Origin of the sequence: Streptomyces sp. NPDC004134, assembly GCF_042874195.1 — a bacterium.
Lineage (GTDB): Bacteria > Actinomycetota > Actinomycetes > Streptomycetales > Streptomycetaceae > Streptomyces.
Genome location: NZ_JBIAMS010000017.1, coordinates 132,854 through 153,294, shown reverse-complemented (window position 1 = coordinate 153,294; position 20,441 = coordinate 132,854). Strand labels below are relative to the sequence as shown.

Annotated in this window: 18 protein-coding genes; 6 read left to right on the top strand and 12 right to left on the bottom strand. The window is 72.7% G+C overall.

Annotated features, from left to right (window positions below):
• Positions 1–2: 2 nt before the first annotated feature.
• From fabF to ACFYVJ_RS21875, 5 genes are all read right to left on the bottom strand, one after another.
• A complete protein-coding gene (gene fabF / locus ACFYVJ_RS21895) occupies positions 3–1,268 on the bottom strand; it encodes a beta-ketoacyl-ACP synthase II (RefSeq protein ID WP_388893848.1) in 1,266 nt (421 codons plus the stop codon).
• Positions 1,269–1,377: 109 nt separating this feature from the next.
• Entirely contained in the window at positions 1,378–1,626 is a 249-nt protein-coding gene (locus ACFYVJ_RS21890; RefSeq protein ID WP_101424732.1) for an acyl carrier protein, read from the bottom strand.
• Between the two features lie 81 nt (positions 1,627–1,707).
• A complete protein-coding gene (locus ACFYVJ_RS21885; RefSeq protein WP_388893846.1) occupies positions 1,708–2,742 on the bottom strand; it encodes a ketoacyl-ACP synthase III in 1,035 nt (344 codons plus the stop codon).
• The gene (locus ACFYVJ_RS21880; RefSeq protein ID WP_388893844.1) at positions 2,739–3,689 is read right to left on the bottom strand and encodes an ACP S-malonyltransferase; all 951 of its coding nucleotides are present in this window, start codon (positions 3,687–3,689) and stop codon (positions 2,739–2,741) included. The genes ACFYVJ_RS21885 and ACFYVJ_RS21880 overlap by 4 nt, the downstream gene beginning before the upstream one ends.
• 89 nt (positions 3,690–3,778) lie before the next feature.
• Entirely contained in the window at positions 3,779–4,993 is a 1,215-nt protein-coding gene (locus ACFYVJ_RS21875; protein WP_388893842.1) for a PucR family transcriptional regulator, read from the bottom strand.
• Positions 4,994–5,104: 111 nt separating this feature from the next.
• Here ACFYVJ_RS21875 and ACFYVJ_RS21870 point away from each other — a divergent pair, with 111 nt between their 5' ends.
• The gene (locus tag ACFYVJ_RS21870; protein WP_388893840.1) at positions 5,105–5,776 is read left to right on the top strand and encodes a pirin family protein; all 672 of its coding nucleotides are present in this window, start codon (positions 5,105–5,107) and stop codon (positions 5,774–5,776) included.
• A 190-nt stretch (positions 5,777–5,966) separates the two neighbouring features.
• Entirely contained in the window at positions 5,967–7,688 is a 1,722-nt protein-coding gene (locus ACFYVJ_RS21865; RefSeq protein ID WP_388893838.1) for a right-handed parallel beta-helix repeat-containing protein, read from the top strand.
• On the opposite strand, the gene ACFYVJ_RS21860 is transcribed toward ACFYVJ_RS21865, so the two are convergent.
• From ACFYVJ_RS21860 to ACFYVJ_RS21835, 6 genes are all read right to left on the bottom strand, one after another.
• On the bottom strand, positions 7,622–9,043 hold the full coding sequence (locus ACFYVJ_RS21860; protein ID WP_388893836.1) for a UDP-glucose dehydrogenase family protein: 1,422 nt from the start codon (positions 9,041–9,043) through the stop codon (positions 7,622–7,624). The two genes, ACFYVJ_RS21865 and ACFYVJ_RS21860, sit on opposite strands and share 67 nt — an antisense overlap.
• 63 nt (positions 9,044–9,106) lie before the next feature.
• Positions 9,107–10,129: a UDP-glucose 4-epimerase GalE gene (gene galE / locus ACFYVJ_RS21855; RefSeq protein WP_388893834.1), complete on the bottom strand. Its 1,023-nt coding sequence runs from the start codon at positions 10,127–10,129 to the stop codon at positions 9,107–9,109.
• A gap of 50 nt (positions 10,130–10,179) precedes the next feature.
• Positions 10,180–12,054: a glycosyltransferase family 2 protein gene (locus tag ACFYVJ_RS21850; protein WP_388893832.1), complete on the bottom strand. Its 1,875-nt coding sequence runs from the start codon at positions 12,052–12,054 to the stop codon at positions 10,180–10,182.
• A 118-nt stretch (positions 12,055–12,172) separates the two neighbouring features.
• Positions 12,173–13,198 (bottom strand): UDP-glucuronic acid decarboxylase family protein, encoded by a 1,026-nt coding sequence (locus ACFYVJ_RS21845; protein WP_388893902.1) that lies wholly within the window; start codon positions 13,196–13,198, stop codon positions 12,173–12,175.
• A gap of 375 nt (positions 13,199–13,573) precedes the next feature.
• Positions 13,574–15,463: an ATP-binding cassette domain-containing protein gene (locus ACFYVJ_RS21840; protein WP_388893830.1), complete on the bottom strand. Its 1,890-nt coding sequence runs from the start codon at positions 15,461–15,463 to the stop codon at positions 13,574–13,576.
• Positions 15,464–15,565: 102 nt separating this feature from the next.
• Positions 15,566–16,486 (bottom strand): NmrA family NAD(P)-binding protein, encoded by a 921-nt coding sequence (locus ACFYVJ_RS21835; protein WP_388893828.1) that lies wholly within the window; start codon positions 16,484–16,486, stop codon positions 15,566–15,568.
• A 104-nt stretch (positions 16,487–16,590) separates the two neighbouring features.
• Here ACFYVJ_RS21835 and ACFYVJ_RS21830 point away from each other — a divergent pair, with 104 nt between their 5' ends.
• From ACFYVJ_RS21830 to ACFYVJ_RS21820, 3 genes are all read left to right on the top strand, one after another.
• The gene (locus ACFYVJ_RS21830) at positions 16,591–17,166 is read left to right on the top strand and encodes a TetR/AcrR family transcriptional regulator (protein WP_388893826.1); all 576 of its coding nucleotides are present in this window, start codon (positions 16,591–16,593) and stop codon (positions 17,164–17,166) included.
• 77 nt (positions 17,167–17,243) lie between these two features.
• Positions 17,244–17,492, top strand: coding sequence for an AbrB/MazE/SpoVT family DNA-binding domain-containing protein (locus tag ACFYVJ_RS21825; RefSeq protein WP_388893824.1), 249 nt, complete (start codon positions 17,244–17,246; stop codon positions 17,490–17,492).
• Positions 17,480–17,896 carry a type II toxin-antitoxin system VapC family toxin gene (locus ACFYVJ_RS21820; protein ID WP_388893822.1) on the top strand — a complete coding sequence of 139 codons (417 nt, stop codon included), beginning with the start codon at positions 17,480–17,482 and terminating at the stop codon, positions 17,894–17,896. The genes ACFYVJ_RS21825 and ACFYVJ_RS21820 overlap by 13 nt, the downstream gene beginning before the upstream one ends.
• A gap of 72 nt (positions 17,897–17,968) precedes the next feature.
• On the opposite strand, the gene ACFYVJ_RS21815 is transcribed toward ACFYVJ_RS21820, so the two are convergent.
• Positions 17,969–18,640, bottom strand: coding sequence for a class I SAM-dependent methyltransferase (locus tag ACFYVJ_RS21815; RefSeq protein WP_388893820.1), 672 nt, complete (start codon positions 18,638–18,640; stop codon positions 17,969–17,971).
• Positions 18,641–18,793: 153 nt separating this feature from the next.
• On the opposite strand from ACFYVJ_RS21815, the gene ACFYVJ_RS21810 reads away from it, so the two are divergent.
• Entirely contained in the window at positions 18,794–20,338 is a 1,545-nt protein-coding gene (locus ACFYVJ_RS21810; RefSeq protein ID WP_388893818.1) for an alpha/beta hydrolase, read from the top strand.
• The last annotated feature ends 103 nt before the right edge of the window (positions 20,339–20,441 follow it).

Here is a 20,441-nt window from a genome sequence, read left to right as displayed (position 1 = left end):
CGTCAGACCGAGCGGAACGCCAGCACCACGTTGTGGCCGCCGAAGCCGAACGAGTTGTTCAGCGCCACGATCGAGCCCTCGGCCGGCAGCGGCGTCGCCTTGACCGCGATCAGCGCCGGGTCGACCTCGTCGTCCAGGTCGTCGACGTTGATCGTCGGCGGTGCGACGCGGTGCTTGACCGTCAGCACGGCCGCCACCGACTCGATGCCGCCGGCGCCGCCCAGCAGATGGCCGGTCATCGACTTCGTACCCGAGACCAGGACGTGCCCCAGCTCGTCGCCGAAGACCTTCTCCATCGCCTTGATCTCCGCCACGTCGCCCTGCGGCGTCGACGTCGCGTGCGCGTTGACGTGCACGACCTCGGCGGGCGTCACGTCGTTGTGCGCGAAGAGGTTCTCCAGCGCCGCCGCGATGCCGCGGCCGCTCGGCTCCGGCTGCGCGATGTGGTGCGAGTCCGCGGACAGCCCCTGGCCGACCGCCTCGCAGTAGACCTTCGCCCCGCGCCGCTTCGCGTGCTCCGCGGACTCCAGCACCAGCACGCCCGCGCCCTCGCCGAGGACGAAGCCGTCGCGCGCCTTGTCGTACGGGCGGGAGGCGCCCTGCGGGTCGTCGTTGTTCTTCGACATCGCCATCATGTTGGCGAACGCCGCGATGGGCAGCGGATGGATCGCCGCCTCCGTGCCGCCGGCCACGACGACGTCGGCGCGGCCGGTGCGGATCATCTCCACCGCGTACCCGATCGCCTCGCCGCCGGAGGCGCAGGCGCTGACCGGCGTGTGCACGCCGGCCCTGGCGTTGATCTGCAGGCCGACGTTGGCCGCCGGGCTGTTGGGCATGAGCATCGGCACGGTGTGCGGGGAGACCCGCCGGGCGCCCTTGTCCCGGAGGTTGTCGTACTGCTCCAGCAGCGTCGTCACGCCGCCGATGCCGGAGGCGACGACCGCGCCCAGCCGGTCGGGGTCGACCGCCGCGTCCTCGCCCGCCTTGGCGGTGAACCCGGCGTCGGCCCACGCCTCCCGGGTGGCGACGAGCGCGAACTGCGCCGCCCGGTCCAGCTTGCGGGCCTGCGGCCGCGGGATGGTCTCGGTGGGCTCCACCGCGACCTCGCCCGCGAAGTGCACGGGCAGGTCCGCGGCCCAGGCGTGGTCCAGGTCGGCGATGCCGGAACGGCCGGCCACCAGGCCGTCCCAGGTGGATGCGCTGTCGCCACCCAGCGGTGTGGTGGCGCCGATTCCGGTGACGACCACGGTGCGATCGGTCGCGTTCACGTCGATGCTCACTCCGAAGGTTGAGGTGTTTCTACGGCGCCACCGCGGGCCGCCGCCCGCGCCCGGGGGCGCGGGGGAGGGGGGTGGCGACAGCGGGAGAGCCGGTCGGTCAGCTCTGGTGCTTGAGGATGTAGTCCGTGGCGTCGCCGACGGTCCGCAGCGCCTTGACGTCGTCGTCCGGGATCTTGACGTCGAAGCGCTCCTCGGCGGCGACGACGACCTCGACCATGGACAGCGAGTCGACGTCCAGGTCGTCGGTGAACGACTTGTCCAACTGGACGTCCTCGACCGGGATGCCGGCGATCTCGTTCACGATCTCCGCGAGACCGGCGACGATCTCTTCCTGAGTGGCGGCCATCTTGGGGACTCCTTCTTTCCGTACCTTGAGGGTTCTCATGGGAGTGAGCTGCGCGGCGGCCGGGGCGGGCCCGGCCGCGGGTCAGGGGAGGGTCACGACCGTGGCGGCGTAGACCAGTCCGGCCCCGAACCCGATGACGAGGGCGGTGTCCCCGCTCTTCGCCTGCCCGGTCGCCAGCATCCGCTCCATGGCCAGCGGGATGGAGGCGGCCGAGGTGTTGCCGGTGGTCTCGATGTCGCGGGCGACCGCGACATGCTCCGGCAGCTTGAGGGTCTTCACCATCGAGTCGATGATCCGCATGTTGGCCTGGTGCGGGATGAAGACGTCCAGGTCGTCCGGCGAGACGCCGGCGGCGTCCAGGGCCTCCTGGGCGACCTTGGCCATCTCGTAGACCGCCCAGCGGAAGACCGTCTGGCCCTCCTGGGTGAGCGCCGGGAACTTCACGTCGCCGTTCTCGTCCACGGGCAGTTGCCCCAGGTCGCCGACGCGGAAGCGGTCCCACGGCACGGTCTGCTTGATGGTCTCGTGCTTGTCGCCCTCCGAGCCCCACACCGAGGGGCCGATGCCCGGCTCGTCCGCGGGGCCGACGACGACCGCGCCGGCGCCGTCGCCGAAGAGGAAGGCGGTGGTCCGGTCGGACTTGTCGGTGAGGTCCGAGAGCCGCTCGACGCCGACGACCAGCACGTGCTCCGCACTGCCCTCCACGATCAGGCCCTTGGCCAGCGTCAGCCCGTACCCGAAGCCGGCGCAGGCGGCGGAGATGTCGAACGCGGCCGGCTTGCCCGCGCCCAGCAGATGCGCGATCTCGGTGGCCACCGACGGCGTCTGCATGAAGTGCGAGACGGTCGAGATGATCACGGCGTCGATCTGCTCCGCCGTCACGCCCGCCGCCGCGAGCGCCTTGCCCGCGGCTTCGACGGACATCTGCGCGACGGTCTCGTCGGGCCCTGCCCAGTGCCGGGTGGAGATGCCGGAGCGGCTGCGGATCCACTCGTCGGAGGAGTCGATGTACTGCAGGATCTCCTCGTTGGGCACGACGCGGGTCGGCCGGTAGCCGCCGACGCCCATGATGCGGGCGTACGGAGCACCCTTGGTGGGGCGGATCTTCGCGGTCATGCGCTCTCCTCCGCGGCTGCGGCCGTCTCGGCGACGGCGGCGCGGGCCTTCTCGATGTCCTCGGGAGTCTTCAGCGGCACCGCCGTCACGCCCTTCAGCGCACGCTTGGCGAGTCCCGTGAGCGTGCCGCCCGGGGCGGCTTCCACCAGTGCGGTCGCGCCGTGCGCCGCGAAGGTCTCCATGCAGGCGTCCCAGCGCACCGGGCTGGCGACCTGCACGACCAGCCGCTCGACGACCTCCGCGCCCGACGCCACGACCCGGCCGTCGCCGTTGGAGACGTACGGAATCCGCGGGTCCGCGGGGGTGAGCCGCCCGGTCTTCGCCGCCAGCGCGGCCACGGCGGACTTCATGTGCTCGGTGTGGAAGGCGCCGGCGACCTTCAGCGGCACGACGCGGCGCGCCCCCTCCGGCTTGTCCTCGGCCAGCTCCGCGAGCTGCGCGGCGGTGCCGGCGGCGACGATCTGCCCGGCGCCGTTGACGTTGGCGGGGGTGAGGCCCAGGCGGTCCAGGTGCGCGAGCACGGTGTCCTGCTCGCCGCCGAGCACCGCGGACATGCCGGTCTCCGTGACGGCGGCGGCCTCGGCCATGGCCAGGCCCCTGGCCCGTACCAGCGCGATGGCCTCCTCGTCGGTGATCACCCCGGCGAGCGCGGCGGCGGTCAGCTCGCCGACGCTGTGGCCCGCGACCATGCCGACCTGCGCGCGCAGCGGCCCGGGGCCCTCGAAGAGCGCGTACGCGCTGACCAGGCCGGCGGCGACCAGCAGCGGCTGCGCCACCGCGGTGTCGCGGATCTCGTCCTCGTCCGCCTCGGTGCCGGCACGGACCAGGTCGAGCCCGGCGACGTCCGACCAGGCCGACAGCCGCTCGGCGACGCCGGGGAGGTCGAGCCAGGGGGTGAGGAAGCCGGGCGTCTGGGCGCCCTGGCCGGGAGCTACGAGTACGAGCACCCTTCAACCTTCTCTTGTCGGGGGTGTCTGCCGCCCGTGGGGACGGGGACGAAGAACACCGGAGGGATTTGTTGAGTCCGAACAAATGACTACGGCTGGGGTTCCGTCTCCGTCAGCCGGCCGAGGATCAGTGCGATACGCAGAGTAAACGCCGAACGGACATCGGACGGGGACCAACCCGTGACATCGGTCACACGTCGCAGCCGGTAGCGAACGGTGTTGGGGTGAACGAACAACATCCGCGCGGCGCCTTCGAGGCTCGACGCCTGCTCCAGGTAGACGCTCAGCGTCTCCAGCAGCGCGGAGCCGGCCTCCGCGAGGGGACTGTAGATCTCCTCCACCAGTTGCTCACGCGCCGCCGGATCGCCTGCGATCGCCCGCTCCGGCAGCAAGTCGTCCGCCAGCACGGGCCGCGGGGCGTCCTCCCAGGCCGAGCACGCCTTGAGCCCCGCGGCCGCGGCCTGCGCGGAGCGCGTCGCGGCCAGCAGGTCGCCGACGACCGGGCCGGCCACCACGGGACCCTGCGCGAACGGGCCGATCAGCGCCTTCGCCGCCTTGAGCGGCTCCGCGCTGCCGCCCGCGATGACCACGAGCCGGGTGCCCAGCACCCCCGTCAGCACCTGGAGCTTCGCGTGCCGCGCGGCCCGCCTGATCGCCTCCACGGTCAGCTCGCTGTCGCCGTCGGGCGCGGTGCCCAGCACCACGCACACGTGCTCCGGCGAACTCCAGCCCAGGGCCGCCGCGCGGGAGACGGCGCCCTCGTCGGCCTCGCCGGACAGCACCGCGTTGACCACCAGCGACTCCAGCCGGGCGTCCCACGCACCGCGGGCCTCCGCGGCCTGCGCGTAGACCTGGGCGGTGGCGAAGGCGATCTCGCGGGCGTAGACGAGCAGCGCCTCGCGCAGCGCGGACTCGTCGCCGGGCGCGGCGACGTCGTCGATCGCGGACTCCATCACCTCGATCGTCGTACGCACCATCTCCACCGTCTGCCGCAGCGTGATCGCCCGGGTCAGCTCCCGCGGCGCCGTGCCGAACACGTCGGTGGAGATGGCCTGCGGCGTCTCGGGGTGCCGGAACCACTCCGTGAACGCCGCGATGCCCGCCTGCGCGACCAGCCCGATCCACGAGCGGTGCTCCGGGGGCATGGCCCGGTACCAGGGCAACTGCTCATCCATCCGGGCGATGGCGGCGGCGGCGAGTTCCCCGGACGACTTCTCCAGCCGGCGCAGGGTCGCGGTGTGCGGATGCTGCAACCGAGCGGCGTCACGGTCGGGCGGCTCGGGTGTCTCGGTCGGTTCAGGCACGGGTCTAGCCTGCCCTATCCGGGTCGCGTCGGACGAAAGCGGCGTCTTCCCGCGGTGACTCCGGCCGCTTCGGGGGGTTTCGGGCGGCTTCCGGCGGCGTACGGTGGCGGGGTGATTCAGCTACGGCGGGGGCGGGGGCGCTACCGCGGCGGGGACGCGGGCGCCGGAATCGAGACGCTGCACGCGTTCTCCTTCGGCGGCCACTACGACCCGGACAACGTGCGCTTCGGCGCGCTCGTCGCCTGCAACGAGGAGCGGCTGCGGCCCGGCGCGGGCTTCGCCGAACACCCGCACCGCGACATGGAGATCGTCACCTGGGTCCTCGACGGCGAGCTGACCCACGAGGACTCCGCGGGCCGCACCGAGACCGTCCGCCCGGGGGACGTCGCGCGGCTGTCCGCGGGCACGGGCATCCGGCACGTGGAGCGCAACGCGGGCCCGGCGCCGCTGGCGTTCCTGCAGATGTGGCTGATGCCGGCGGCCCCGGGCGGCGAGCCCTCGTACGAGGTGGTCCGCGGCATCGCCGACGGCACGCCGCTGGCGGTCGAGCGGGCGGCGGCGGTCCTGTACGTGCGCCGGCTGCGCGCGGGCGAGCGGACGGCGCTGCCGGACGCGCCGTGGGTGTACGTGCACGTGGTCCGCGGCGCGGTCCGCGTCGGCGGCGAGTCCCCGGCGGCGGGGCCGGGGGACGCGGCCCGTATCGCGGGCTGCGAGGGCCTGGACCTGACGGCGGAGGGCCCGGCGGCGGCACTGGTATGGGAGATGCAGGCGGCCGGGGAATAGGGCTTCCGGCGCGGGCGCTTGACGTCCGGATCAGCCTGTCCAGCTTCATTCCTATGCGTCATGTCGCTCACAAGGGGGAGGAGCGGCCTCTGGCAGGCTGATCTCCCCGTCGGAGAACTGTCGTTTCCTCGGGCGCCGATTCTGCCGCCGCCATGGGAACCAGTGAGGCAACCAGGGAGTGAATGCGCCGATGCGGACAGGAACGAGGGGGACCGGCGATTCACCGGACGGTACGGACCGCGTTCTTCCCGCCGATTCGTCACGCCGCCGGATCCTGACGGGTGGGTCCGCCGGGCTCGTCTGCCTCCTCCTGTTCGGTTGTGAGGCGCTGCCGAAGCCCTACGTCCCGCCCGGCAAGAACTCCGGTGGCGGGTATACCTACTACGTCAGCCCGGACGGCGACGACGGCCACGACGGACTCTCCCCTTCGCGGGCCTGGCGGACCCTGGGGCATGCCGACGACGCGACGTTCAAGCCCGGGGACCGGCTGCTGCTCAGGGCCGGTGCGCGGTTCCGCGGCGAGTTGACCCTCGGCGAGCGGGACGCGGGCAGTGCGGAAGCGCCCGTGAGAATCGAGTCGTACGGCAAGGGGCGCGCGACGATCGTGGCCTCCGGTGAAACGGGGATCTCCGTCCACAACACGGCCGGCATCGAGATCCGCGATCTCAAACTCGTGGGGAACGGGGCATCGTTCGGGAAGCGGGCCGGAATCAATTTCTTCGCCGACGCACCGGACGGCGGAAAGCTGGATCACATCACCGTGTCCGGCGTCGATGTCTCCCGCTTCAGGACCGGGATCGGCATCGGCGCCGGAAAGGGTGCGTCGGGCTTCCGGAACGTCCGGATCAGCAACTCCACGGTGCGGCACAACAAGGACGCCGGCCTGTCCGCCTACGGGCCCGACTTCGACGCCGGAGATCCGCGGTACGCGCACGAGCGGGTGACGGTGTCCCGCGTCAAGGCGTACGGCAACGACGGCGACCCGGCCGCCCACGGCCGCAACACCGGCAGCGGCATCATCCTCGGCAGTGTCCGCGGCGGCAGGGTGCAGCGGGCGGTCGCGCACGACAACGGGTCCAAGTCGTCCACCAGGGCGCTGGAAGGGCCGGAGGGCATCTGGACCTACGACTCGACCCGCATGGTCATCGAGCACAGCGTCTCGTACGCCAACCGCACCGGCTCGCGTTCGGACGGCGGCGGGTTCGGCCTGGACAACAACGTGTCCTCGTCGGTCCTTCAGTACAACCTTTCCTACCGCAACGACGGCCCCGGCTACCTGGTCTATTCCGCCGCCGGCAACGACGCTCAGCGGGACAACACCGTCCGCTTCAATCTCAGCGGGAACGACTCCAGGAAATTCTCCCTGTACGGCGGAATCGTCGCCTACGGGGAAAAGATCAAGAATGTGGACATCTACCACAACACCGTGGTGCAGGCGGCCAACGGAGCCGTCCGGGCCCCCGCCCTTCGTCTGCAGGAAGGGCTCAGGGGCGCCACGGTGCGCAACAACGTCTTCGTCACGGACGGGGCCCCGCTGGTCGATTCCTCGATGCCGTACACACCCGCGAAGGTGCGGCTCCAGGGCAACAGCTACTTCAGCACCGGGGAGTGGGCGGTGAAGTGGGGGGCCGGATCGTACGGCGCGCTGAGCGGATGGCGTATGGGCACGGGCCAGGAGGTCCTGGGCTCCACCGCGACAGGGACCACCGAGGACCCCTGTCTCCCGGGTCTGGCGGCCCCGATCACGAGTGTGGCCGGGACCGCCAAGATGGTGCCGGAGTGCGCCGCCGGGGTGACGGGTGCGGTGGACCTGAGGGCGCTGGGCGTCGACCCGGGCCCCGTGGACTACTTCGGCGAAAGGCTCAGCGAGTCGGTGCCGGCCGGAGCGGCACTGCCCGAGCCGGAGGAGTGAGGGATGGTCACACGTGCGGGCTGCGGGCCGGGGGCCGTGGCCGGCGCCGGCCTGCCCAGCGCGTGCACGGTCCAGCCGGCGGCGCGCCACCGGGAGGCTTCCAGGGCGTTCCGCGCGTCCAGGAGTTTCGGCCGGCGTACCACCGCCGCCAGCGCGACGGGATCGAGGTCGCGGTAGTCACGCCACTCGGTCAGGTGCAGCACGAGATCGGCGCCACGGCACGCCGCGGTCACGTCGGTGGCGTACCGCAGGGCGGGCAGGACCGCCCTGGCGTTGCCGGCCCCCTGCGGATCGTGGACGTGCACCTCAGCACCCTGGTCGTGGACCGCGGCCGCGACCGCGAGCGCGGGTGAGTCGCGTACGTCGTCGCTGTCCGGCTTGAACGTCGCGCCGAGGACCGCGACCCGGCGTCCGCTGAACGTGCCGCCGGCCAGTTCCCTGGCGATGTCGACGGTGCGCCTGCGCTGCCGCATGTTGATCTCGTCGATCTCCCGCAGGAACGCCACCGCCCGGCCCACGCCGAGTTCGCCGGCGCGCGCCGCGAAGGCCCGGATGTCCTTGGGGAGGCAGCCGCCCCCGAAGCCGAGGCCCGCGGAGAGGAAGCGCCGGCCGATGCGGGTGTCGCGGCCGATGGCGTCGGCCAGGGTGACCACATCGGCGCCGGACGCGTCGCACACCTCGGCCATGGCGTTGATGAACGAGATCTTCGTCGCGAGGAACGAGTTGGCCGCCGCCTTGACCAGTTCCGCCGTCGCCGGATCCGTGCCGATGTACGGGACGCCTGCCCGCAGCATGGGCGCGTACACCGCTCGCAGCGTCTCGTCCGCCCGGCTCGACAGGGTGCCGGCCACGATCCGGTCCGGCTCCAGGGTGTCCTGGACCGCGAAGCCCTCCCGGAGGAACTCGGGGTTCCAGGCGACCTCGGCATCGGCGCCGGGGGCGAGTTCGCGCAGCCGGGCGGTGAGCCGGCCGGTCGTGCCCACCGGGACGGTCGACTTGCCCACGAGCAGGCACGGGCGGGTCAGATGCGGCGCCAGGGAGTCGACGACCGCGTCCACGTAACGCAGGTCCGCCGCCTGCGAGTCGCGCTGCTGGGGCGTGCCCACGCAGATGAAGTGGACGTCGCCGAACCCGCCCGCCTCGCGGAGCGAGGTGGTGAAGCGCAGCCGACCGGAGCCGACGTTTCTCGCGAGGATTTCGTGCAGACCCGGTTCGAAGAAGGGTGGTCTGCCCTCGGCCAGGGCCCTGACCTTGCCGGCGTCGACGTCGACGCCGAGGACTTCGTGTCCGATGTCCGCCATGCACGCGGCGTGCACGGCTCCGAGATAACCCGTACCGATGACGGTCAGGCGCATGTGAAACCCCTGTCTGTTCGACTGCTGACTCCTGAACTGGCGGTTCTGTCGGCTGTGGACGGATCAGTCGGGATAGCCCGACGGGTTCAGCTCCTGGAACTCCCATGCGTCGCGGCACATGGCGGCGACGTCGCGGCTCGTGGCCCAGTTCCAGGCCCGCGCCACGGCGCTCGGGTCGGCGACGAGCGCCGCCACGTCACCGGCCCGGCGCGCGGTGATCTCGTACGGGATCGGTCTGCCGCAGGCGTGCGAGAACGCGGCCACGAGTTCCAGGACCGAGGTGCCCACCCCGGTGCCGAGATTGAAGGTGCGCATTCCGCTGCCGTCACCGAGATGTTCGAGAGCGACCCGGTGCCCTTCGGCCACGTCCATCACGTGGATGTAGTCCCGGACCCCGGTACCGTCGGCGGTGGCGTAGTCGTCGCCGAAGACGCGGAGGCGGCCGAGCCGTCCGACGGCGATCTGGGCCAGATACGGCATCAGGTTGTTCGGCACGCCCCGGGGGTCCTCGCCCAGCAGCCCGCTGGGATGGGCGCCGACCGGGTTGAAGTACCGCAGCGCCAGGACGCTCATGTCCGGCAGCCGCCGGCAGGTGTCGGCGAGCACCTGCTCGCAGAGCCACTTCGTGGTGGCGTACGGGTTGGTGGGCCGGGCCGGGTCCTCCTCGGTCAGCGGCACCTCGGCCGCTTCGCCGTAGATCGAGCACGACGACGAGAACACCAGCCGGTGCACGCCGTGCTCACGCATGGCGGACAGGAGTGCGGTGGTTCCGCCGACGTTGGTGTCGTAGTACTCGACCGGCCGCTCCACGGACTCGCCGACCGCCTTCCTGGCGGCGAAGTGGATCACCGCGTCGACGGAGTGGGCGGCGAACACCGCGGACAGCGCGCGCCGGTCGCGCACGTCGATCTCGTACGTCGCGGTGACCGGCCGGCCGGCGACCTTGGCCACGCGCTCCAGGGACCGCGGGGAACTGTTGGAGTGGTCGTCGACCACGACCACGCTGTAGCCGTGGTCGAGCAGTTCGGCACAGGTGTGGCTGCCGATGAACCCGGCACCGCCGGTCACCAGCACGGTTGCGGACATGAAGCACCTCTTTCGACTCGTCACGGGAGGTCAGGAGAACGGAACCGGTCTCACCAGTCGATGACCCCCGCCAGGTAGACCGGATACATCGAGATGGCCCAGGCGAGTGGAACGAGCACCGCGGCGCCGGCGAGGAGCGGCAGGCGGGCCGTCCCCAGCGCGCACCGAGCCGTGACCCCGGCCGCTCTGGCCGTCTCCGCCACGTGCAGCCCCGCGACCGCCAGGGTGACCAGCGCGTAGGTCACCGCGCCGGCCAGGCAGAGGAAGACGTAGCCCGCGGCGGGACCCGTCAGCTCGCCGATGATGGCCGCGCCCGTCAGTGCCGACGCGATGAAGAGGTGCGGGGCCACGAGCCGCAGGGGCAGGGGTTCCAGGCCGTGCCGGCTCTTCGGCGTCACCTTGAAGACGACCGTCCTGGGGCGCAGTCTCTGCAGTACGGCCGCCCCCACCCCCCAGGCGACGAACGGCCAGCGAGACAGGCTGAACAACCAGTTCTCCCAGCTCACCACCGGGGCGTCGGCGGGACGCAGCAGGCCGCGCCTGCGCATCAGCACGGCCAGGAGAATCATCCACACCGTCATCGCCCAGAAGTGGCCGAGGAACTCGAAGTAGTTCACGTTGATCCACGGCAGCCCGGTGACGGCCGCCACCGGAGGCAGCGCGAGTCCGGCCGTCGACGTCAGCGCGAGCAGCGGGTAGAACGACAGCGCGAGCAGGAACCGCACGCGCAGCCAGCCGCTCATCCGCCGCAGGTGCCTGGGCAGCAGCCCCATCAGCATCACCGCAAGGCTGCGGGACCACTGGAACTCCTGTGTCGCCATCGCCGCGAAGGTGATCGGCCCGTCACCGTGCGCCTCGGCATCGATGGCGAACGCCCCCTGCCAGCCCGCGGAGTTCAGCAGGAAGGCGGTGGAGAAGTCCTCGGCCAGCTCGGGGCCGATCCCCCCGATGTCACGCAGGGCCCGGGTGCGCACCGCGTAGTGGGAACCGATGCACACGGGCGCGAGTCCTTCGGAGTGCCCGAGCTGGACGGCACCGTGGAACAGGGCTTCCCGGTGCAGGCGCCCGCGGGCCGACCACGAGGCGGCAGCGTTGGTGTCGCAGACGCTCGGGGCGGCCACGTAGCCGACCGCGGGATCGGCGAACGGACGGATCACCTCGGTCAGATAGCCACGGTGCGGCACGTGGTCGCAGTCGAGCTGGGAGACGACGTCGTAGTGGCGGTATCCCCAGTGGTCGTAGAAGAAGGCGAGGTTGCCCTCCTTGCAGCGCGTCCGGCGCGGCCAGGTGGCCCGGTGGTAGTCCGCCCGGCCGCGCCGGCACGACACCCGTACCCCGTTGGCCGCGCACCACTGCAGGACTTCCTCGGACGGGTCTTCGTCACAGAGCCAGACGTCGTACGCGTACGGGAAGTCCTGCGCCAGCATCGCCAGGAGCGTGGTGCGGGCCATCTCCCAGTGCTCCGACGGCGCGCGCGTCACCACGAACGCGGCGCGCACCCGCGGCACCGCGATCTTCGGATCGAATCTGCGCAGCCGCAGGATCGTGACGAGGAAATGCAGGGGCATGAGCGCGAGGTACATCAGCAGCGCGCTGTTCACGATCAGCCCAACCCAGCCGATCCGGTGCTCGGGCTGCAGCCACCACACCCAGAACCAGACCAGGCACACCACCCAGCCGGTCGTCAGCATCGCGACCTTCACCCGGTCGACCCGGGAGAGGACGGCGGCGAAGCTGGTGGCCCGGGTGTGCAGAGACCGCGAGGGGAAGCCGAACGCCGGTCCGTCGGCGGGGATTCGAACGACGTTGCCGTCCGAGAGTTGCAAGATCTGGGCACCCAGGTCTTCCGGCGAACCGGCGGTACCCGGGTGCGGGCCGCCGGTCGCGACTGTCCGACCTGCGAGTCCCGACTCTGCCTGCGTCATGGGATGGTGCTCCGGAGGTGGTGTCGGCGCCGCAGCGCGAGAGGCTCACGGCCGCCCTGGTCGAAAGGGGTTCCGGCCGGAACCGTGCGTCATCCGACGGTTCCGGCCGGGGCGTTCGTCAGCGTCCGGCCCGGGCGGCCGTTGCGGCGGCCCCGACGGCCGGGACGCCGTCCTGCTGACCGCCCCTGATCGCGGCGGCGCCGGCCGCCACGTCCCGGGGCCGTGCGGCGAACCACTCCACGGTCCGCCGCAGGCCCTCCTCGATCCCCACGTCCGGATACCAGCCGAGCCGGTCCTGCGCACGGTTGATCACCGGGCGGCGGCGGGTCGGGTCGTCGACGGGAAGGGGGTGGTACTGCAACTCCGACGTGCTGCCGGTGATGTCCAGCACGAGATCGGCGAGCTCCGTGACGGTCCGCTCTTCTGGATTGCCCAGATTGAACGGGCCGGCCTCGGCCGAGTCGAGCATCGCGACGAGTCCGCGGACCAGGTCGTCCACGAAGCAGAAGCTGCGCGTCTGCTTTCCGTCGCCGTAGATCGTCAGCGGCTCGCCGCTCAGTGCCTGGGTGATGAAGCTGGACACCACGCGGCCGTCCTGCGGGCGCATGCGCGGGCCGTAGGTGTTGAAGATGCGCAGGATGCCGGCGTCCACCCCGTGGGCTCGGCGGTAGGCGAAGGCAAGCGCCTCGGCGAACCGCTTGGCCTCGTCGTACACGCTTCGCGGGCCGACGGGGTTGACGTTCCCCCAGTAGTCCTCGTCCTGTGGGTGGACCAGGGGGTCCCCGTACACCTCGCTCGTCGACGCGAGTACGAAACGGGCGTCGTGACGCCCGGCGAGGCGGAGGCAGTTCTCGGTGCCGCGGCTGCCCACGGCCAGCGTCTCCAGAGGCCACCGCAGATAGTCCGGCGGTGACGCGGGGCTCGCGAGATGCGCGACGGCATCGAGCGGTCCCGGGACGTCCACGGCGATACTGACGTCGGCATGGATGAATTCGAAGGCGGGATGCGCCCTCAGGTGTGCGATGTTCTCCGGTTCACCGGTCGAGAAATTGTCCAGGCACACCACGGAATCCCCGCGCCGCAGAAGTGCCTCGCACAGATGCGACCCCAGAAAACCGCCGCCACCGGTCACGGCAACGCGCATGTCTTTCTCCACGAATCCAGGAAAACTCGGCTCCGGGGACCGGTGATCCCGCCCCTTTCGTGGCAGAGGGTTTCCGGAGCGGAGACGGCTCTCGGTGAACCGCAGAAAAAGCATATGGGCATAAGTAAGATTCTCCTCAAAAGGTGCCGCTCTTTACTACGCTGATCAGCCGTACGCCGGCGGGCGCGGTCACCACGGCGATCACCGTCTGGAAACCTCCGGTGCGGACCGCTCCGACGCCTTCCGGGTCACTCGCGCGTGTGAACCGCCGTCGTGCGCGTCGCACGGTGTCGGCCGTCCCCCCCGCGGGTCCTCGGTGCGGATTCCCGCTGTTCCGCCGCACCACGGACCCGCGCGTGCCAGACCCGGCCGGAATCACCGGTCCTCCTGGAGCCTGAGCAGCTCGGCGAAGACCGAGTCGCTGCCCCGGGCGGCGAGTTCGTCGAAGGTGCCGGTCTCCGCGACCCGGCCGCGGTCGAGGACGACGATGCGGTCGGCGATGCGGGTGTTGACCAGGCGGTGGGTGATGAACACGGTGGCCCGGCCGGCGGCGAGGGCCTTCAGCCGGGTGTAGATGCGGTGTTCGCCGCGGGCGTCGAGCGCGGCGGTCGGCTCGTCCAGTACGAGCACGGGGGCGTCGCGGTGGAAGGCGCGGGCGACGGCGATGCGCTGCCACTGGCCGCCGGACAGGTCGTGGCCGCCCCACCAGGAGCGGGCCAGCGAGGTGTCGAGCCCGCGGGGCAGCGCGGCGAGCACGCCGTCGGCGCCGGCCGCCGCGGCGGCGGCGTGCACGGCGGCGTCGCCCTCGGGGCGGGGCTGGCCGAGGGTGATGTTCTCGCGGGCGGCCAGCGGCCAGCGGGTGTAGTCCTGGGGCACGTGCGCGACACGGGACAGCACGGCGGCCGGATCGGCGTCCGCCAGGTCCGTCCCGTCCCAGCGCACGGAGCCCTCGGTGGCCACGTACAGCCCGGTGAGCAGGCGGGCCAGGGTGCTCTTGCCGGCGCCGTTCTCGCCGACGAGGGCGAGGACCTCGCCGCGCCTCAGATCGAGGCTCACGCCGTGCAGCGCGGGCCTGTCGGCGCCGGGGTAGGTGAACGAGACGTCCCGCGCGGTGATCAACTGCGGCCCGTCCGCGGCCACTTCCGCCGTGCCGCGGCGGTCGGCCCACGGCTCGGCGAGGGCGAGGAAGCGCGCCCAGTCGTCCAGCGACAGCGACGCACGGAACAGCCGCGCCCCGGCCCGTACCGTGGTGTCGAGCGCCGCCCCCGAGGCCCGCACGGCGAGCGCGGCGGTTCCCGCCGCGGCCGGCTCCATGTGCCCGGCGGCCACGAGGAACACGAGCACGCCCCACGTCGCGGCGGTGCCGAGGGCGGTGAGCGCGTCGCCGACGCCCTGCACGAGGAGCGCCTGCCGGGTGGCGGCGAGCTGCTCGGCCTCCAGCCGCCCTGAGATCACGCGGTACTGCCGGACGAGGAAGGCGGCCATGGTGCCCGCCCGCACCTCGTCGGCGTGCCTGCGGTCGGTCGTGTACGAGCGGAAGACGCTCCGCAGCCGGGTGTCGCCGAGATTGCGGTGGTGCGCGGCGTGCTCGATGCGCGCACCCCGTACGGCACCCCAGGCACAGGGCACGACGGAGGCGACGAGCAGCGGCAGCATTACGGGATGCAGCACGGTGACGACGGTCGCCGCGGCGGCCAACTGCGCGGCGGCGGACGTCAGCACCTGCGCGTCGAGGATCAGCTCCCCGGTCTTCTCCGCCCCGTCCGAGGCCGCCTCGTGCGCGTCCTCGAACCCCGGGTCCTCGTACGCCACCAGTTCGGCGTCGGTCGCCGCGGTGATCACCGCGAGGTCCGCCTCCCGCGCCACCTTCGGCGCCAGCCGCGCGGCGGCGGCCCGCGCCCCGGCGTCCAGCACGTACCGCCCGCACGCGGCGAGCACGAGCGCCACCACTGCCCCCGCGCTGCCCCGCAACCCGTCGGCGACGTCGTCCCCGCCGAAGACCCCGGCGAGCACGCGGGCGGTCGCCGCGAGCGCCACGGCGGTCAGTACGGCGGCCGCGACCTGGCACCCGAGCAGCGCCACCACGGCCCGCCGGTCCGTCCGCCACCCGAGCCGCCCGGCCTCGGCGAGGGTACGGGGGAGCCGGCGGGCGATGGCCCAGGTGGACAGGTTGACGTTGGCGTCGAAGTGCCGGTCGGAGGCGAGCCGCATGAGCGGCGCCTGCCCGGCGGCGGCGACGGGCGGTAACGAAGCGGAGTCACTCACGCCCCCATTGGGAGCCCGAACGGGCCCGGCGGGCAACGGTGTTGTTCCGGCCACGAACCCGCAACGCGGGACACGCGCCCCGCAGGGCGGCGCGCGATGGCGTCAAAGCCCGGTGCGCAGGTGGTCGCGGGTCCACTGGTCGAAGGTGGTGAGCGGGATGCCGAGGGCCCTGGCGTAGCGGGGGCGGCCCGGCTGGCCGGCGGTGTTCAGCCACTCGTGCGCGACGCCCATCGGCGGCATGCCGGCGGCGAGGGCCTCCTCGGCGGTCATGTCCGGGGCCGGCAGGTGCGTACCGAGGACGCGGGAGAGGACGTCGGCGATCTCCGTCATCGACAGGTAGTCGCTCGCCAGCTCCAGCTCGACGCGGTCGAACCGATCCGGCTCGGCGATCGCCGCGGCCGCCGCGCGCCCGATGTCGGCCACCGCGACCAGGGACAGCCGGGTGCCGGGGTGCAGGACGCTCACCAGGCCGTTCTCGATGCCGCGCGGGATGAGAAACCCCATGGAGGGGAGGAAGTTCTCCATGAACGTGCCCGGCTTGAGGAGCGTCCAGCGCGGGAAGCCGGCCGCGCGGAGGTGGTCCTGGATCGCGGCCTTGGCCGTCAGGCTGGCCTCCACCGCCCAGCGCCCCTCCGCCCAGCCGGGGGTCTCGGTGTGCTGCCCGGCGCCGGTGACGGAGGTGTGCACGAACTGCCGGACCCCGGCGGCCTTCGCGCCCTCGATGAGGTTGACGCCCTGGGCCACTTCCCCGTCGAAGTCGAAGCCGTCCGCGGTCATGGCGGGCATCTGTACGGAGAACACCGCCCGGGTGCCGGTCGCGGCCCGGATCACGGAGTCGCGGTCGTGGAGATCCCCGGCCACCACGTCGGCGCCGAGAGCCGCGACGGCCCGGGCCCGGTCACCGCCCGGGTCCCGTACCAGCGCGCGGACGGGAACGCCCGCCGCCCGCAGGGCGCGCGCGGTGGCGCCGCCCTGCCTGCCGGTGGCGCCGGTGACCAGGACGGGCGCGGAATCTGCGGACATGGCGCTCCTCGGGTACTCGCCGGAACCTAAATGGCGGGGTCCGCCGTTTAGGTTCCGGGTACGATACGGCGGGCCCCGCCACTTAGCAATCCGGAGGCGACACCATGCCAGGCACCGGCACCGGCCGACGCGCAGACGCCCGGCGCAACTACGCGCGCATCCTCGCCGTGGCCTCGGGGGAGGTCGCCGAGCACGGTGCGGGCGCCTCCCTGGAACAGATCGCCCGCACGGCGGGAGTGGGCTCGGCGACCGTACGGCGGCACTTCCCCACCCGCCGCGCCCTGCTGGAGGCGGTCTCCAGGGAGCGGATCGAGGCCCTGGGCCTCCGCGCGCACACCCTGGCCGCAGGGGCGGACAGCCGCGGCGCGCTCCTGGAATGGCTGGACGAGGTGGTCGCCTACTGCGTCACCGCCCGCGGCCTGGCCGCCGCCCTCTCCTACGACACCGCCGGCGAGGACCCCGTACGCGGCAACACCTGCGCGGCGGCACTGGAAGAAGCGGCAGCCCCGCTGCTGCGGCGGGCGGTACAGGACGGCAAGGTGACCCCGGACGCGACGGTCGCCGACCTGATCACCCTGATCGTCGGCATCACCCTGGCCACGGAACACCGCCCGGAGCCCGCCACCGAGGCGAACCGCCTCTTCCACCTGGCGGTCACGGGCCTGAGCCCGCAGAACTGACGAAGTTCCGGAATCGGGTGCCGGTGCGCGTCCCTGTCCGGCGGCGCAGTCCGCGGTCAGTTGGTATCCTTTACTTTGTGACAGAGAAAGTAAGGAAAGTGCGACGCTGCACCGCCAAGGTGTCCAGCAAGAACCAGATCACTCTCCCTGTCGCCGCGCTGCGCGCCGCCCATATCCACCCCGGCGACATACTGCGCGTCGAGGTCGACGACCAGGGCAGGCTGACCCTCGTGCCCGAGCAGGACCCACTGGATGCGGTCGCGGTCTTCCCCGGGCTCTCCGACAGCGCAGACCTGGAGGCGGAGCGCGACGCATGGGACGCGTGATCCTCGACTCCAGCGTCCTCCTCGGGCTGCTCGACCCCGGCGACGCGCTGCACGCGTCCGCGCGGCAGGCCGTGTCGTCCATGCGGCACGACGGACACGAACTCGCCGTTCCCGCTTCGGTGCTGAGCGAGTGCCTGGTACGCGCCCACAGGCAGGGAGGGAGCGATACGGCTGCCGAAGTGGAGAAGGCCATCGACCGCATCGCGGTCGACGTGCTCCCCCTCGACCGCCGCATCGCGCGCGTGGCCGCGGGACTCAGGGCCCAGCAGAAGGCACTCCGGCTGCCGGACGCGCTGGTGATCGCCACGGCGACGGCGACGGGCGCGTTCGCGGTCCTGACCGGTGACAAGCGCTGGGACGGCGTCGACCCGCTCGTGGAGATCGTCACCCCAGACGACCAGTGACCTGACCACGTCCCAGGCGGGGACGGGCCGGAAATGGCAAGCCCTCGCCGGCATCACCACTGCCGCCTTCGTTCACGACGCGAGGGACGACAGCATGCCGGTCATCAGCAGAGTCCGGGCTTCCTGACGGGTCGTGATGCGGGTGAAGCCCGCTCTGGCGAGCTGTTCCGTCCAGACGCGGGGCTGAAGCACCCAGCGGTGCATCGTCGTTGCGTCGCCCGCCGGTGTTCTCGCCGGGATGTCGGCGCGTACGACGCCCGGCTGCGCGGGGGCGCCGTTCGCGTAGTGGGCGAGGGTGGCGAACGCCAGCCGGCCGCCGGGGCGCAGGGCGGTGGCCGCTGCCGGGAGCAGCGCGCGGGGGTCGGTGAAGTCGACGGCGCCGAAGACGCTGTAGAGCACGTCGTACGTGTCCGGTGTCCTGCGCAGGTGGGTGGCCGCATCGGCGTGGACGAGCCGGAGCCGGGGGGCGAGGTGCGCGTACAGGCCGGCGGCCAGGGTGTGTTGGGCGGGGGAGGCGTCGATCGCGTCCACCCGGGCGGGGTCACGGCGCGACGCCAGGTACGCGGCGTGCCGCGCCGGGCCGGCCCCCAGATCGCCCACCCGCAGGCCGGTGACGTCCCCCAGGATCTCCGCGCCCGGACCGCCGTCGCCGGACCACGTCCAGCGGAAGGCGTCCGGAATCGTGCCGTCCCGCTGCGCGCGGCCGCGGCCGTAGTGGTGCCAGAGGTCGGGCGTCGTCTCCACCCACCCCATCATCGCGCGTCAGGGGAGGGCCCGCCGGGGGTTATCCCCCCGCGGCGTACGGGAGTTGGCCCGATGGCCGCAGGTCACGCCCCCGCCGTAGCTTCGGGTCCCCGGCCCGCCACCCGGCACCCGAGGCACCTCCCGAGGAGCACGATGCGCAGACCCTCCCTCACCTCCCTCGCCCTGCTCGCCGCCACCACCCTCACCGCGACCCCGTCAGCCGCCGCGCCCGCCACCGCCCTCACCACCACCGACTCCCGCGGCGGCAGCCAGAGCATCGACTGGGGCCCCTGCTCCGCGCAGCAGCACCCCGGCCTGGTGAAAGCCGGAGCCGAGTGCGGGCAGCTCACCGTGCCCCTCGACTACGCCGCCCCCCACGGCCGCACCATCGACATCGCCGTCTCGCGCATCCGCGCCACCGCCGAGCCCTCCCAGCGCCGCGGGATCCTCCTCGCCAACCCCGGCGGACCCGGCGGGCCAGGACTCGACTACCCCCTCGCCCTCAGCCCCGTGCTGGGCGACGTCGCCGGCCGCTACGACCTCATCGGCTTCGACCCCCGCTTCCTCGGCGACAGCACACCCCTCGGCTGTACGCCCCCCGCCGGGCCGCCCGCCCCCGCCGCCGGCAACCACCGGCAGCTCTTCGACGCCACCGTCGCGTCCGCCCGCGACATGGCACAGCGCTGCGGCCGGCCCCGGGGCAACGCCGCGCTGCTGCCCCACGCCACCAGCCGCAACGTCGCCCGCGACATGGACGCCATCCGCGCCGCCCTCCGCGAGCCCGCGCTGTCGTACTTCGGCGTCTCCTACGGCGCCGACCTCGGCGCCGTCTACACCCAGCTCTTCCCCCGCCGCGCCGACCGCATCGTCCTGGACAGCGGCACCGACCCCTCGCTCACGCAGTACGAGCTCTTCCAGGTCACCGGCCCCGCCGCCGAAGCGGGCCTCGACGACTGGGCGGCGTGGACCGCCGCCCGCCACGACACGTACGGACTGGGCCGCACCGCCCCGCGCGTCCGCGCCACCGTGGAAGGGCTGGTCACGCGGGCGGAGCGGCAGCCGATCACGATCGGCGGCCACACGGCGGACTCCGGCCGACTGCGGCTGATCATGCACCAGTTGGTGCAGTACGAGGAGAGCGACCCGCAGCTCGCGCGCATCGTACGCAACCTCCGCGACGCCGTCGACGGGCACCCGGTCGAGCCCGACCCGGTACTCGCGCAGTGGCTGACGCTTCTCGCCTCACCCGACGCGGACGCGCTGTTCGCCATCCCCTCGTTCACCATGTGCGCGGACGGCGGCTGGCCCGCGGGCGGCTGGCCCACCGGCACGAACGCCTACTGGCGCGCCACCCAGAAGAGCCGCGCGACCGAGCCGGTCTTCGGCCCCCAGGCCAACGCCGTCTCCGCCTGCACCTTCTGGCCGGCCGAACCCGGCGACACCGGCACCGCCATCGACAACGACGTGCCCGTCCTCATCCTCCACGCCACCGGTGACAACAACACCCCGTACGCGGGCGGCATCGCCCTCCACCGCGCACTCGGCGGCTCCCGCCTGCTGACCGCCGACATCCGCAGCCACGGCGTCTACGCCAACTCCGTCAGCGGCAACGAGCCCATTCCCTGCGCCGACAACGCCGTCAACGCCTACCTCGCAGGCGGCCCCCTCCTCCCGGCCGACCGCACCTGCACACCCTGACCGCCCCGCCCGTACGGCCACCGCCTCAGCGCGCGGTGGCCGTACGCAGCCCGAGCACCGGCGCGTCGAAGCCCCGCCGCGCCGAGCGCCACGTGCTCACGCC